The sequence below is a fragment of the Kosakonia quasisacchari genome (assembly GCF_004331415.1).
GTDB classification, from domain to species: domain Bacteria; phylum Pseudomonadota; class Gammaproteobacteria; order Enterobacterales; family Enterobacteriaceae; genus Kosakonia; species Kosakonia quasisacchari.
Genome location: NZ_SJOP01000011.1, coordinates 74416 through 89374, shown reverse-complemented (window position 1 = coordinate 89374; position 14959 = coordinate 74416). Strand labels below are relative to the sequence as shown.

Below are 14959 nucleotides of genomic sequence, written 5' to 3'. Positions count from 1 at the left end.
GCCACGGCGATGACCGTTCTTATGCTGGCGCTTAAATAGCAGGGAAAACGACGCGCTGAATGCGTCGATTATCAGCGCAGCCTGGCAACGTTTTAAACAAGCGCAGGCGTAGCTTTTGCGCCAACAAAAAAGCCGCAACGTTTCCGCAGCGGCTTTTTGTTTTTATGACGCGTTACGAACGTGTCTTCTGCGCTGCATCCGGATGAACCGGCGCGGTGCTGTGGATTTCATTAACGCGCTTACGTACGCCAAACCATCCCACCACCAACACAACCGCGATCAGCGGAATAGAACCGATGGTGTACGTGCCGTTCGGGTAATCGAACGCCATCAGCACCAGCACGCTGAGCAGGAACAGCAGCGTCAGCCATGATGTTACCGGTGCCCCTGGCATTTTGAAGCTGACATCCGCCACTTTGCCTTCGTGGATAGCTTTGCGCAGACGCATCTGGCAGACCACGATAAAGCCCCAGGAAGCAATGATCCCCAGCGAGGCGACGTTAAGCACAATTTCAAATACCTGCGACGGCACCAGGTAATTCAGGAACACGCCAACGATATAGACACAAATGGTCGCTAGGATCCCCGCGTAAGGCACGTGTTGACGACTCATTTTGGACATAAATTTCGGCGCGGAACCGCCCATTGACATCGAGCGCAGAATTCGGCCCGTGCTGTAAAGCCCGGAGTTCAGGCTGGAGAGCGCGGCGGTCAGCACCACCATATTCATAATGTCACCGATATACGGCACGCCCAGCTTCGAGAAGAAGGTTACAAACGGGCTTTGCCCCGCCTGGTAAGCATTCCACGGCAGCAACAAAACCAGCAGCACGACGGAGCCGACATAAAACAAACCGATACGCCAGATAACGCTGTTAATGGCTTTCGGCACCATGGTCTGCGGATCTTTACACTCACCAGCCGCCGTACCTACCAGTTCGATAGAGGCGAACGCGAACACAACGCCCTGAACCAGCACCAGCGCCGGTAACAAGCCATGCGGGAAGAAACCACCATTATCGGTGATCAAATGGAAGCCCGTCGCGCCGCCGTCCAGCGGTTTACCACTGCCGAGGAAAATCGTCCCGACGACGAGGAACACCACAATCGCCAGCACTTTGACCAGCGCAAACCAGAACTCCATCTCCGCGAACCATTTCACGCCAATCATGTTCATGGTGCCGACAATCGCCAGCGCACCAAGAGCGAATACCCATTGCGGCACGTCGCCAAACGCGCCCCAGTAATGCATATAAAGCGCAACGGCGGTGATATCCACGATGCCGGTCATCGCCCAGTTGATGAAATACATCCAACCGGCAACATACGCGGCTTTTTCGCCAAGAAATTCACGCGCATAAGAGACGAAGCTGCCGCTGGAAGGGCGGTGTAAAACCAGTTCGCCCAGCGCGCGCAGAATGAAGAAGGAGAAAATACCACACACCAGATAAACGATAGCCAGCGACGGCCCCGCCATCTGCAGTCGGGCGCCTGCGCCCAGAAATAAACCCGTACCGATTGCGCCGCCGATAGCAATCATTTGCACCTGGCGGTTACCCATCGCGCGGTTGTAGCCCTCTTCGTGAGAATTGAGCCAGCGTCGTTTCGCGGCGTGATGATCCGTGACGTTGTTGTCTGTTTTCATTGCGTTACCTGTTTACCTGTCTGAACCTTGCGGAATTCCTCTACCCGGCAGGCAGAAAACCAATCGATTGCCTGGCGCGGGAAAATGTTCTGTCTTTCCAGTGTTTCTTCGTATGGATAAGACCAAACATGGCGCAGCATCGTAACCGCAATCGATAAACGACGCAAAACATACCCGTGCCCCTGGGGGCGACTATTAGCGGAAATTGTGAGGTTGGCAGGGACAAGCAGTGCAAATGATTCAACTCACTGAAAAATGCAACAGAAAAAACCACCATCAGTAATACGAATATGTAACAAATTTGCCAACATATTGACGGGTTGTCATTGGCGCAGAAGGCAACGGCAGCGCCGGGCAATGGTGTCTTTGCAAAATTTTTGCTTATTAAATGTAAATTAATTGTTTCACAGCATGCGCGCGTCGCCCTATTAATGGGGTTATCTCCTCTAACGCGAGTTTATTGCATGTCTTATCGCCTGAGTTTGCTGGATAAAAGCCCCATCGCGGAACACGAAACCGCACAGGATGCCCTGGCCCGCACGCTGCAACTGGCACAGCAGGCGGAAAACTGGGGCTATCACCGCTTCTGGATTGCCGAACATCACAACACCACCCAGTTGGCCAGCCCGTCGCCGGAGTTAGTTATCGCCTGGATACTGGGTCAAACGCGGCGAATTCGCGTCGGTTCCGGTGGGGTGATGCTGCAACATTACAGCCCGTTCAAAGTGGCGGAAAACTTCAACCTGCTGGCGACCCTGGCACCTGGCCGCGTTGATCTTGGCGTCGGCAAAGCCCCCGGCGGTTTGCCGCTCTCAACCCGCGCACTCCAGCAGGGAATAAACAGCGCCGAGAAGGGCAGTTTTGCCGATCAACTGGCGCAACTCGATAACTGGTTATCCCTGTCAAAAGATGACCATGCGGAAGAAACCGTTCTGGCAACGCCGCTGCCACCGCAACGCGCTGAAGGTTTCCTGCTTGGTGCGAGCCTTGAAAGCGCGGCGCTTGCGGCAAAATTGGGCTGGAATTTTGTCTTTGCCGCCCATCTCAACGGTGACAAAGCACTTTTACGTGACGTTGTCACTCAATGGAAAAAGCACAGTCAGCGCGACACGATAGTTGCCGTACAGGTGATCGTCGCGGAAACCGAAGCCCGGGCGAATGCGCTGGCGCAACAGGTTGAAGTCTGGGGCGTCGAGCTGGCAAACGGTCAGCGCGTGAGCGTCGCCAGCGAAGCGCAAGGTCAAGCGTTTGCCCGCCAGGCAGGCAGCCCGGCGGTGCGCATCGCAAAACGCGAACCGTCACTGATAGCCGGAACAGCGGATCAAGTTCTGGCGGGGTTGGAGGAACTGCATCAGCAATTCGCCATCGATGAATTTATTATCGACACGCCTATCAGCGAAGGGAGCGCGCGGCTGACCTCCGTATTGCGGCTGGCGCAAGCCCACGCGAATACAAACGCAACACAGGAGGTCGCGGGATGAGCTTTGCAGAACAACTGATCGACTGGCGACGCGAGTTACACCAGCACCCGGAGTTGTCGTTGCAGGAGTTTGAAACCACCCGGCGTATTCGTCACTGGCTGGAGAGCGCCGGGCTAAGATTGCTGCCGTTGAGCCTGCCAACCGGCGTGGTCGCAGAAGTGGGCAGCGGCGAAAAAGTGATCGCTTTGCGCGCGGATATCGATGCGTTACCGATTGAAGAAGCGGTCGACGTGCCGTTTGCCTCGCGCAATCCCGGTGTGATGCACGCCTGCGGACACGACGTTCACTCCAGCGTCATGCTCGGCGCGGCGCTGCTGCTAAAACAAAAGGAGCCGCAACTGACGGGAAGAGTGCGCATTCTGTTCCAGCCCGCAGAAGAGAATTTTGGCGGAGCGAAGCGGTTAATCGATGCCGGCGCCCTGGACAACGTTAGCGCCATCTTTGGCATGCACAACGAACCCGGATTACCGGTCGGGTCGTTTGCCACGCGCGGCGGCGCGTTTTACGCCAATGTGGATCGTTTTTCGCTGACCGTCACTGGCAAAGGCGCACATGCCGCGCGCCCGCACGAAGGTAACGACGCCATTTTGCTGGCCAGCCAACTGGTTGTCGCGCTGCAAAGCATTGCCAGCCGTAACGTCAATACACTGGAGTCGGTAGTGCTGAGCGTCACCCGCATTCAGGGGGGCAATACGTGGAATGTGCTGCCGGAACATGTCGAGCTGGAAGGCACGCTGCGTACTCACCAGGCGGCGGTGCGCGAAACAGTGAAACGCCGCGTTGACGATATTGCCGCCGGTCTGGCGCAGGCGTTCGATGCCAGTATCAACGTGCGTTGGTTTGAAGGGCCTGCCGCGCTGGTCAATCACGATCGGTGGGCAACGTTCGCCCGCGACGTCGCTGACTGGCACGGTTATCAGACGCAAGAGGCGGATCTGCACATGGGGGGCGAGGATTTTGCCGTCTATTTGCAGCATATTCCGGGCGCGTTTGTCAGCATTGGTAGCGACAGCGACTACGGTTTGCACCACCCGGCGTTCAACCCCGATGAAGCGTTAATCGAAGAGGCGGCGCGTTATTTCGCGCTGCTGGCAGAAAAAGCACTGCTGCAATCCTGATGTGAAATTTGTCTGCCTGGGGCTACTGCTCCGGGCCTCCTGTTGCCCGAATATGAGGATCGATTATGTCTACAGCACGACAACTGCGGCTTGGCACCCTATTACATGGCGCATCGGGAAATATGTCCGCGTGGCGACATCCGGCGGCGATCGCCGATGCCAGCATTAATTTTGGCTTCGTGCAGGAAACCGCGCGCATTGCCGAGCAGGGGAAACTGGACTTTCTTTTTGTCGCCGACGGTTTATATATCAACGAAAAATCGATCCCGCATTTTTTAAACCGTTTTGAACCGATAACTGTATTATCCGCGCTCGCCAGCGTGACCTCGCACCTCGGTCTGGTGGGCACACTTTCCACGTCCTACAGCGAGCCATTTACCGTTGCGCGCCAGTTCGCAAGCCTTGACCATCTGAGCAATGGCCGCGCGGGCTGGAATGTGGTGACCTCGCCGCTGGAAGGCTCGGCGAAAAACTTTTCCCGCACGCAGCACCCGGATCACGACTTACGTTACCGCATTGCCGATGAATATCTCGATGTGGTGAAAGGGTTATGGAATTCCTGGGAAGACGATGCGTTTGTGCGCAATAAAGCGACCGGGCAATACTTTGACGCCAATAAGTTACACCCGCTGAATCACCACGGTGATTTTTTCCAGGTTGCCGGACCGCTTAATATTGGCCGCACGCCGCAAGGACGACCGATTATTTTCCAGGCCGGTGCTTCAGACGATGGTAAACAACTGGCCGCCCGTCACGCCGACGCTATTTTTACGCATCAGGAAACGCTTGATGAAGCCAAAGCGTTTTATAGTGATGTGAAAAATCAGCTGGAAAAATATGGCCGCCGTCATGATGACCTGCATATTTTCCAGGGCGTCAGCGTCATTGTCGGCGACAGCGAAGAGGATGCTGAACAGCAATACCAGACCACCGCCGCGCTGGTCTCCATTACGGATGCGCTGAACTACCTCGGGCGCTATTTCGAACATCATGACTTCAGCCAGTACCCGCTCGACGAGCCGTTCCCGGATATCGGCGATTTGGGGCAAAACAGTTTTCGTAGCACCACTGATGAGATCAAGCGTAATGCGCGCGAGCGCCATTTAACGCTACGCCAGGTCGCGCTGGAAAGTGCTTCGCCGCGCCCCCGATTTTCCGGCACGGCGCAGCAAGTGGCCGATGGTCTGCAACTGTGGTTCGAAAGCTACGCAGCTGACGGTTTTATCATCCAGGGCGGAACACCGGATACCTTCCCGCGCTTTGTCGAAAAAGTGGTGCCGTTGCTGCAAGCCCGCGGCCTGTTCCGTAGTGAATACCCCGGCACGACACTGCGCGAAAGCTTAGGGTTGCCGCTGCCTGCTCATCCTTCCTCACAACAATAAAAGAAGAAAACGCTATGCAGAAAACATCGCTATTGCTGGCGGCAACGCTGGCGCTAACACCGCTGGCCTGGGCCCAAGATGTCAATATCAACGGAACGGGCGTGAGCCTGGACGCCAACAAAACGCCGATCACCACGGCGAAAAACGCGCAAGCCATTGCGCAGTTGCCGAAGGATTATCACTTTGTCGTACCGGGAAAACTGACCGTCGCCGTGGCGGCGCTCAACTCTCCACCGCTGACGGTGTTTGCGGATGACAATAAAACGCTGCTCGGTAGCGAAGTGGACATCGCCCGCCTGGTCGCCAGCAGCCTTGGGCTGGAGCTGAACGTGGTGCCGACCTCGTGGGAGGACTGGCCGCTCGGCGTCACCTCCGGCAAATATGATGCGGCGATCAGCAATATTACCGTCACCAAAGAGCGCAAAGCGAAGTTCGATTTCGCCACTTACCGCAAGGATTCACTCGGCTTTTATGTCAAATCCACCAGTCCGCTGAAATCAATTGAGAAAGCCGAAGACATTGCCGGGCTGCGCATTATTGTCGGCTCCGGCACTAATCAGGAGGCTATCCTGCTGGCGTGGAACGCGGAAAACGTGGAAAAAGGGTTGAAACCGTTTACGCCCATCTACACCAAAGATGACGCCGCTCAGACGCTGGCGCTGCAATCCGGTCGCGCCGACGCTTATTTCGGCCCGAACGTGATTGGCGCGTGGAAAGCGGCGCTGACCGGCAAAACCAAACTGGTCGGTAGCGTGGACGGTGGCTGGCCGAAAGCGGCGCATATCGCTGTCACCCTGCGTAAAGGCAGCGGGCTGGTTGAACCGGTGCAAACCGCGCTCAATGGCGCTATCAAAACGGGCGACTACGACAAGGTGCTCAATCGCTGGGGCGAGAGCGTAGAACGCATTCCGGCGTCGGAAGTTAATCCGGCGGGTCTTGGCGATTAAGGAGGCAGTCATGAATGAACGTTTCCGCGATGTCTCGCCAGATGCACCGGAATTGCAGCCAATCTTAAACGGGCTGTTTGGCGAATACACCGCACGCTATGGCGACTATTTTTCCCGCAGCGCCGAAGTGGAACTTACCGAATGGTATTTAGCGCCGCAGGGGCTGTTTATTGTGCTGGAGCGCGACGGGGAGATCATCGCGACCGGTGCTTACAAAGCGTTTGATGCCCATACGGCGGAGATCAAACGCATCTGGACGAAGCATGAACTGCGTAAGCAAGGGCTGGCGGCCAACATTGTGCAAGAGCTGGAGCGGCGCGCGGTACTGGCCGGTTACAGTCATATCTACCTGACCACCGGGTTTCGCCAGCCGGAAGCGGTGCGGCTGTATCTGAGTCAGGGTTATCAGCCGCAGTTTGATGTCCATCGCGATCCGGAAGAGTACAGCCAGCCGCCGTTCGATGGTCGGTTGCGCTTTAGCAAAGCGTTGTCGGTTGAGCGTTTAAGCAAAACCGCCTGAGGAGCGACCATGAAAAATGCAGAAACGATCAAAGTGGTGCCCGCGCGCTACCCGCTGCGCACGGTCGGCGCGGTTGTCGCCCTGTTTGTGCTGGCGGCGATTGTTCAGTCGGTGGCGTTTAACCCGCGCTGGGAATGGAACGTGTTTGCCCGTTGGTTTTTCGACCCGGTTATCCTCGAAGGGTTAGGGCAGACGCTGTTGCTGACCTTACTCGGCACGGCGCTAAGCGTGATTTTTGGCGGTCTACTGGCGTTAGCCAGACTCTCGTCTTCGTGGCTATTGAGCAGTCTTGCCTGGAGTTATATCTGGCTGTTTCGTTCGCTACCGCTGATTGTGGTGCTGATCATTCTTTATAACTTCTCCTATCTGTACGACACCTTATCGCTCGGCATTCCGTTTACCGGAATTCAGTGGGCGAGCTATCAAACCATCAACGTGCTTGGGCAGTTTTCCACGGCGGTCGTCGGGTTGACGCTGGTGCAAAGCGCCTATACCGCCGAGATTATTCGCGGTGGTTTTCTTGGGGTTGATCACGGGCAGTACGAAGCGGCGGCCGCGCTGGGGTTACCCGCCTGGCGGCGCACGCTGCGCATTATTCTGCCGCAGGCGCTGCGCACGATTTTGCCGTCCGGTTTTAACGAGATAATCAGCCTCGCCAAAGGCACGGCGATGGTTTATGTGCTGGCGATGCCGGAGCTGTTTTACACCATTCAGATGATTTACAACCGCACGCAGGAAGTTATCCCGCTGCTGATGGTTGGCGCAGTCTGGTATCTGGTGATCACCAGTGTATTGTCGGCTATTCAGTATTTGGTTGAACGCTGGCTGGCACGCAGCGAACGGCGTTCAGCGATTTCACCCACACGGGTTCGTTCATATTCCACTGCCCGCGTGGCGCAACCGCAGGAGCCCGTTCATGCCAACCTCTCTTAATGGTCATATTTCGATTACCGGCGTCAGCAAATATTTTGGTCGCCATAAAGCGCTGGATGAGGTGTCGCTGGAGATCCCGCCCGGTTCAGTCACGGTGATCCTGGGGCCGTCCGGTTCCGGGAAATCGACGCTGCTGCGCACCATTAATCACCTTGAGCGCGTGGATGAAGGGTTTATTCGCATTGATGGCGAATATATCGGTTATCGCCTGCACGGCGACAAGTTGTATGAACTAAAAGAGAAGGAGATTTTGCGCCAGCGCGTCAACGTCGGGTATGTGTTTCAGAATTTCAATTTGTTCCCGCATCTGACGGTACTGGAAAACTTGATTGAAGCCCCGATTGCCCACAAGAAGTTGAGCCGTAAAGAGGCTATCGATCAGGCATACGATCTGCTGGATGTGGTGGGGCTGCGCAACAAAGCCGATGCCTGGTCGCGCCATCTTTCCGGCGGGCAGCAGCAGCGCATTGCCATCGCCCGCGCGCTTTCCTTGCGCCCGCGCGTGATGCTGTTCGATGAGCCGACATCGGCGCTGGATCCGGAACTGGTGGGCGAAGTGCTGGATGTGATCAAAAAGCTGGCGCGCGCCGGTTCCACGCTGGTGGTGGTGACGCATGAAATCGGCTTTGCCCGCGAAGTCGCCGACCAGGTGGTGTTTATGGTCGATGGCAAAATTGTTGAACAGGGAAGCAGTGACGAGGTGCTAAATCACCCGCAGCATCCGCGCACACGCCAGTTTTTATCGAAGGTCTTATAAGGAGCGACAATGAAACGATTACTGGCGCTGCTGCTGGTCAGCGCAGGCAGTTTCGCCGCCGGGCAACTCGATTTAAAAGCCAATGAACAGCCGATTACTGTGCAGCGCAACGCGGCGGCGATCGCAAAAATCCCGGCGGATTATCGCTTTGTCGAGCCGGGGACACTAACAGTGGCGATCTCGGCGCTCAACTCACCGCCGCTGGCGTTGGTTGCCAGCGATAACCGCACGCGCATCGGCAGCGATCCGGATATTGCCCGTTTACTGGCGCAAAGCCTCGGTTTAAAGCTCAAACTGGTGCCAACCGCATGGGAAGACTGGCCGCTGGGCATTACTTCCGGGCGTTATGATGTCGCGCTGGTGAATATCGCCGTCACCGAAGCGCGCAAACAGAAGTTTGACTTCGCCACCTACCGCGCGGATTCACTGGCATTTTCGGTTAAATCATCCAGCGCAATCCAGGCGATCCGCTCTGCGCAAGATCTCGCCGGGCGCAAAGTGATTGTCGGTTCCGGCACCAATCAGGAGCGCATTTTACTGCGCTGGAATGAAGAGAACCAGGCCGCCGGTCGGCCTTTAGCGCAGCCGATCTATCTGACGGATGACGCCTCGGGGAATTTATATATTCAGTCCGGGCGAGCGGATGTGGTGTTTGGTCCGCAATCTGTCGCGGCCTACAAAGCAGCGCTTAACGGCGGCACGAAAGTCGTCGGCCTGGGGCCGAAAAAAGCCTGGGTGGCGACCACCACGAAAAAAGGTAATGGCCTGGTGTATGCCCTGCAGGCGGCGCTGGATGGCGCAATCGCGCGCGGGGAATATCAACAGGTGCTGGTGCGCTGGGGGGAGCAGGGCGAAGCGGTTGAACGATCGCAGGTCAACCCGCCAGGTATCACTTACGATTAAACAAAAAAACGCTGTTCCGCCGGGAGTACAACGTGCGGAACAGCGTGGCGCACTCGAGTCGCCAGTGTTAAGCGGTGGTCGGCGTAAGCGTGATACGCTCCAGCGAACCGACAATAAACAGATAAGAGAAAAGACCAATCAGCCCCATGGAGCCGACATACAGGATCGCGTAATCAAACGAATGGGTATTAGCGAGGATCACGCCAATCACCAGCGGTGTAACAATACTTGCCAGGTTGCCGCACATATTGAACACGCCGCCGGCTATTCCCAGCACTTCTTTTGGCGACGTATCGCTGAGTACGCACCAGCCAAGATTGCCAAAGCCTTTGGCGAAGAACGCCACGCTCATGGCGGCAATCACCACGACTTCTGAATCGGTATAGTTGGCGAGCACAATAACGCAGGAGAGCAGCATGCCGCAGATAACCGGGAATTTACGCGCGGTGGTCAGGCTGTATCCGCGCGTCAACAGCCAGTCGGATACTACGCCGCCCAGCAGGCCGCCGATAAACCCGGCGATAGCCGGAATACTGGCGACAAAGCCCACTTTTAAAATCGACATCCCTTTGGCCTGATAAAGATAGGTGGGAAACCAGGTAAGAAAAAACCAGGTAATAGATGTTACACAGAACTGACCGATATAAACGCCGATCATCATACGATTCACGCAGACACTTTTGATTTGCGCAAAACTGATTTTCGCCGGGCCTTTTTTACTGCCTAATTCCGGTTCGCCGCCGCCATCACGAATATAATCAATTTCCTGCTGGTTAATTTCTTTATGGGATAATGGATCGCGAATTTTAATCAACCAGAATATGCCCAGCACCACTCCGATCGCGCCAATATAATAGAAAACATAGTGCCAGCTCAGGGTGTGCAAAATAATCGTCATGAGCGGAGTGATAATCCCTAACGAAATATATTGCGCGGCCTGGTAAACCGCCGTCACAAAACCGCGTTCTTTATTGGGAAACCACTGCACACTAAGGCGGCTGTTGGCAGGGAAGGCAGGCGCCTCAATGGCGCCCATCATCAGGCGCAGCACGACCAGTACAATGAGCGGGCTGGCATACAGATAAATTGTGCCCTGAAACATCGTGACAATCGACCAGCCAATCAACGCAACACCATAAACTAATCGCGAGCCATATTTATCCAGCAGCCAGCCGCCGGGAATTTGCATCACCACATAGGAGATACCAAATACGGAAAATGCCAGGCCTAATGCTTCGGGATCAAAACCTAATTCTTTACTCATAATTGGCGCGACAACGGAAAGTGTCGCGCGGTCAGCATAATTAAATACAGTGGCAAGAAATAAAAATAACAGAATGCTGTAACGCACATTAGTGCGTTTAATTATTGTATTCATCACAACTCCTTTTGCAGGGTTGAATGTAGATGTAGGGTACAAAAAAGACGGAAGGAGCCTCCCGTCCGGGATTTATTATTATGGGCGTTTGCCGAATTCGCAGCTTTGCTGAGTCCAGGCGCGTGCTTGTTCGCTCAGCGTGAAGCCCAGGCCGTGACGGTCGGAGACATACATCCGCCCATCGCGCAGTTCAAGCTGTTCGTTAAACAGTGGATTCAGCCATTCGAAGTGCTCCAGCCACGGCTCCAGCGGGTAAGCGGCGGAAAGGTGTAAGTGCACTTCCATGGCAAAATGCGGTGCCAGTTTGCGGTTGTGTTTGGCGGCCAGATCCATAATTTTCAGGAACGGCGAAATCCCGCCAACGCGCGGTGCGTCTGGTTGCACAAAGTCGCTGGCATTGCCGAGGATCAGTTGTTCATGTTCGCGGAAACTGGTGAGCATCTCGCCGGTGGCGATCGGCGTATCCAGCGCCGCGGCAAGCTGGGCGTGGCCTTCAACGTCATAGGCATCAAGCGGCTCTTCAATCCAGATAAGGTTAAATTTCTCCATCTGGCGTCCCATACGAATCGCGGTTTCGCGATCCCATTGCTGATTGGCATCGACCATCAGCGGGAAGTCATCGCCCAGCGCTTCGCGCACGGCGGTGAGGCGGCGAATATCCTCTTTGGTATCCGGCTGACCGACTTTGATTTTGATACCGCCAATTCCATTTTCACGCGAAATAATGACGTTTTTCAGCACCTGATCCAGCGGCGTATGCAGGAAACCACCCGAGGTGTTGTAGCACTGTACCGAATCACGGTGCGCACCAAGCAGCTTCGCCAGCGGCAAACCGGCGCGTTTGGCTTTCATATCCCACAGTGCAATATCGATAGGGGAGATGGCCTGCACCGCCATACCGCTGCGCCCAACAGAGGCTCCGGCCCACAACAACTTGGTGTAAATCTTGTCGATATCATTCGGATCTTCGCCAAGCAGATTATCGGCAATCTCTTTTGCATGCGCATAAATCCCCTGACCACCGGCGCGTTTGGAGTAGCTAAAACCGACGCCTTCAAAACCGTCGCGGCTGCGGATTTCCGTAATAATAATCGCCACTTCGGTCAGCGGTTTTTGCCGCCCGGTCAGCACTTTCGCATCACTTACGGGGGTCGCCAGCGGTAGAAAGGCGAGGGAGAGTTTTACCCACTCGATGCGGTCACCGGTTTCAGCGGCGGTTTTTACATCGGATGCTCTGGCGTAGGTTACGGCATCAGAATTAGCACTTACGGTCATGGTTTTGCTCCTGTGAACAACAATAATGTTTGCGCTAACATTTGTAGATCGACAAGAAAATAATCGCCAGCGGAAGGAGGGTATTTTGTACAACCGATCACAAACCCAGCGCTAAAAAGGGTGTTTATTGCAACGGTAATCACATTTTTTGGGCTGTGTAGTCTCGGCACATCAAAAAATGATAGCGATAACATTACATAGCCAATATGCAAGTTAACTCACTGATTTATGAGGCTGAACAGGCAATGAAAGGAGAAAGAGGTATAATACAAAAACTGAAATTAATCATACCCAATGACCGTTTGGTTCTCTGTGAGTGAAGATGTCGAAAACCGCTCGTCCTGTGCCACCGCGCGCCCCAACGCTGGAAGACGTTGCGCGTGCAGCGGGGCTATCCTCAATGACCGTAAGTCGGGCGCTTAACACGCCGCAACTGGTGCGGCCAAAAACCGTGGAAAAGGTGCTCGCCGCCGTAAAAGCAACGGGCTATATTCCGAACGCGCTGGCCGGTGGACTGGCATCGCGGCGCAGCAAATTGATTGCCGTGGTCGTACCGCAGATCAACAACAATATGTTTGTCGATACGATCCAGGCTATCAGCGATGAACTGGCGATACGCGGTTATCACATGCTGCTGTGTGTTGCCGGTTATACCCAGCAAACCGAAGCGGATCTGGTCGCTGCGCTGTTGTCGCGCCGCCCGGATGGTATCGTGCTGACTGGCATTCACCACTCAACCGATTTGAAAAAAGTGATCCTCAACGCCAGTGTGCCGGTAGTTGAAATTTGGGATTTAACGCCCACACCGCTGGATATGCTGGTTGGCTTCTCGCATGAAAAAGTGGGCCAGGCCACCGCAGAATATCTGCTGCGCAAAGGGTATCGCCGACCGGGGTTGCTGTGGACCGTGGATAAACGTGCGTCGCAGCGCAAAGCCGGGCTGTGTGAAGCGCTGGCGCGTCATGGCATTACCGATCCGCTCAGTGTGGATGTGGCGCTACCGGCACGGTTTACGTCAGGGCGGGAAGGGCTGTCGCAGTTGCTGGCGCTGGGTGAGTCCGACGTGATTGTTTGCAGCTCCGACACGTTGGCACAGGGCGCTATTGTTGAAGCGCAATGCCGTGGCCTGCGCGTACCGCAGGATGTGGCGGTTATTGGTTTTGGCGATCTCGATTTCGCCGCCGGGAATAACCCCGCTATTACCACGGTGAGCGTCGACAGGCAAATCATTGGCCAGCGCGCGGCAACCTTGTTGATGGAGCGGATCGAAGGGACAAGTTCCGGGGACGAGATTGTGGATATCGGCTTTCACTTCATTGAACGGGAATCGGCGTGATCGTATGAGAATTAACGTTATTGGCACCAGCGGTAGCGGCAAATCAACGCTGGCGAAACGCCTGGCCAGCCAGCTCAAAGTGCCTTATATCGAAATGGATCTGCTTTACTGGCGTCCCAACTGGCAGGGGACGCCGGATGAGGAGTTGTATTCGCGTCTGGAAAAACTGCTGGAACAACCCGGCTGGGTGCTCGATGGCAACTATAACCGCAGCCGCGACATTAAATGGCGCCATGTTGATCTGGTGGTGTGGGTTGATTACGGGTTCTGGCGCACGTTGCGGCAGGTGACGCTGCGCGCCATTGAACGCGCCAGAAGCGAACAGGAGTTATGGCCGGGAACCGGCAATCGTGAAAGCCTGCGTCGTGCTTTTTTGAGTCGCGAGTCGATCATTCTCTGGTCGCTGAAGACCTGGCGCAAAAACCGTGAACGCTATGCGCGGGATATGGCGGATCCGCGTTATCAGCATCTGCGCTTTGTTCGCCTTACCACGCCTCAACAAGTTGACGAATTTCTCGCCAGTCTGACCTAAGCTTAAGGCTCATCCTGAACATAAGGAGCCCTTATGATTACGGTTTATGGTGTTCCCGGCTGGGGATCGGCCATCAGCGAAGTGATGCTGACGCAGGCAGAGATCCCTTATCACTTCATCAATGTCGATGGCTTCGACAAACCTGGCCCGCAGCAAGATACCCTGCGCAAATTAAACCCTTTGTGCCAGGTGCCAACCCTGCAACTGGACGATGGCAGCGTGATGACGGAATCCGCCGCTGTGGCACTGATGATCCTCGATCAGCGCCCGGATTTAGCCCCCGCCCCAGGCACCGCGCAACGCCAGCAGTTCTGGCGGTTGCTGGTCTGGCTCGTCGCGAATGTCTATCCCACTTTTACCTACGCCGATTACCCGGAACGCTGGGCAGCGGATGCGCCTGAACAACTGGTAGAAAATTGCCAGAAATACCGTAAATCGCTCTATCTGTGGCTCGACACGCAATTGCAGGCTGCGCCTTATGCTTTTGGCCAACAACTGACGCTGTTGGATATTTATCTTTGCGTAATGCGCACATGGGGACCGCGTCATGCATGGTTTGCCGAGAATACGCCAAATATTACCGCCATCGCTGATGCGGTATGCCAGTTACCGCAATTGCAAACCGTGCTGCGAAATAATGAAATTATCCGTTAGCCTGTTATTTTCGACATATTAATATTCTTAGAACCTCGCATAAGTTGAAACAGTATATAAATCCGGGGCGAAAAAAAGAATTTGAAATCACCCCAGTT

Annotated in this window: 12 protein-coding genes and 1 pseudogene; 10 read left to right on the top strand and 3 right to left on the bottom strand. The window is 55.1% G+C overall.

Annotated features, from left to right (window positions below; genetic code table 11):
* Positions 1 to 172: 172 nt before the first annotated feature.
* Positions 173 to 1645 carry an L-asparagine permease gene (gene ansP / locus E0L21_RS13500; protein ID WP_131410280.1) on the bottom strand — a complete coding sequence of 491 codons (1473 nt, stop codon included), beginning with the start codon at positions 1643 to 1645 and terminating at the stop codon, positions 173 to 175.
* 464 nt (positions 1646 to 2109) lie between these two features.
* Between ansP and E0L21_RS13495 the strand changes: the two genes are divergently transcribed.
* The 7 genes and pseudogenes from E0L21_RS13495 (at position 2110) to E0L21_RS13460 (ending at position 9686) form a co-directional block, all read left to right on the top strand.
* Positions 2110 to 3126 (top strand): MsnO8 family LLM class oxidoreductase, encoded by a 1017-nt coding sequence (locus tag E0L21_RS13495; protein ID WP_131410278.1) that lies wholly within the window; start codon positions 2110 to 2112, stop codon positions 3124 to 3126.
* A complete protein-coding gene (locus E0L21_RS13490; protein WP_131410276.1) occupies positions 3123 to 4244 on the top strand; it encodes an amidohydrolase in 1122 nt (373 codons plus the stop codon). Before E0L21_RS13495 ends, E0L21_RS13490 begins: the two co-directional genes overlap by 4 nt.
* A 65-nt stretch (positions 4245 to 4309) precedes the next feature.
* A pseudogene (locus tag E0L21_RS25240) lies at positions 4310 to 6573 on the top strand (NtaA/DmoA family FMN-dependent monooxygenase).
* Between the two features lie 10 nt (positions 6574 to 6583).
* Positions 6584 to 7093, top strand: coding sequence for a GNAT family N-acetyltransferase (locus E0L21_RS13475; protein WP_131410270.1), 510 nt, complete (start codon positions 6584 to 6586; stop codon positions 7091 to 7093).
* A gap of 9 nt (positions 7094 to 7102) precedes the next feature.
* Entirely contained in the window at positions 7103 to 8026 is a 924-nt protein-coding gene (locus E0L21_RS13470; RefSeq protein WP_131410268.1) for an amino acid ABC transporter permease, read from the top strand.
* Positions 8010 to 8783 carry an amino acid ABC transporter ATP-binding protein gene (locus tag E0L21_RS13465; protein ID WP_131410267.1) on the top strand — a complete coding sequence of 258 codons (774 nt, stop codon included), beginning with the start codon at positions 8010 to 8012 and terminating at the stop codon, positions 8781 to 8783. Before E0L21_RS13470 ends, E0L21_RS13465 begins: the two co-directional genes overlap by 17 nt.
* A gap of 9 nt (positions 8784 to 8792) precedes the next feature.
* Complete coding sequence (locus E0L21_RS13460) at positions 8793 to 9686, top strand: transporter substrate-binding domain-containing protein (protein ID WP_165501912.1); 894 nt, start codon at positions 8793 to 8795, stop codon at positions 9684 to 9686.
* 67 nt (positions 9687 to 9753) lie between these two features.
* On the opposite strand, the gene E0L21_RS13455 is transcribed toward E0L21_RS13460, so the two are convergent.
* The gene (locus E0L21_RS13455; RefSeq protein WP_131410265.1) at positions 9754 to 11064 is read right to left on the bottom strand and encodes an MFS transporter; all 1311 of its coding nucleotides are present in this window, start codon (positions 11062 to 11064) and stop codon (positions 9754 to 9756) included.
* A gap of 78 nt (positions 11065 to 11142) precedes the next feature.
* Entirely contained in the window at positions 11143 to 12339 is a 1197-nt protein-coding gene (locus tag E0L21_RS13450) for an L-talarate/galactarate dehydratase (RefSeq protein WP_131410263.1), read from the bottom strand.
* A gap of 322 nt (positions 12340 to 12661) precedes the next feature.
* On the opposite strand from E0L21_RS13450, the gene E0L21_RS13445 reads away from it, so the two are divergent.
* The 3 genes from E0L21_RS13445 to E0L21_RS13435 are packed head-to-tail and all read left to right on the top strand — an operon-like array spanning position 12662 to position 14861.
* Positions 12662 to 13675, top strand: coding sequence for a LacI family DNA-binding transcriptional regulator (locus E0L21_RS13445; protein ID WP_131410261.1), 1014 nt, complete (start codon positions 12662 to 12664; stop codon positions 13673 to 13675).
* A gap of 4 nt (positions 13676 to 13679) precedes the next feature.
* Entirely contained in the window at positions 13680 to 14207 is a 528-nt protein-coding gene (locus tag E0L21_RS13440) for an AAA family ATPase (RefSeq protein WP_131410259.1), read from the top strand.
* Positions 14208 to 14240: 33 nt separating this feature from the next.
* Positions 14241 to 14861, top strand: coding sequence for a glutathione S-transferase family protein (locus E0L21_RS13435; RefSeq protein ID WP_131410257.1), 621 nt, complete (start codon positions 14241 to 14243; stop codon positions 14859 to 14861).
* The last annotated feature ends 98 nt before the right edge of the window (positions 14862 to 14959 follow it).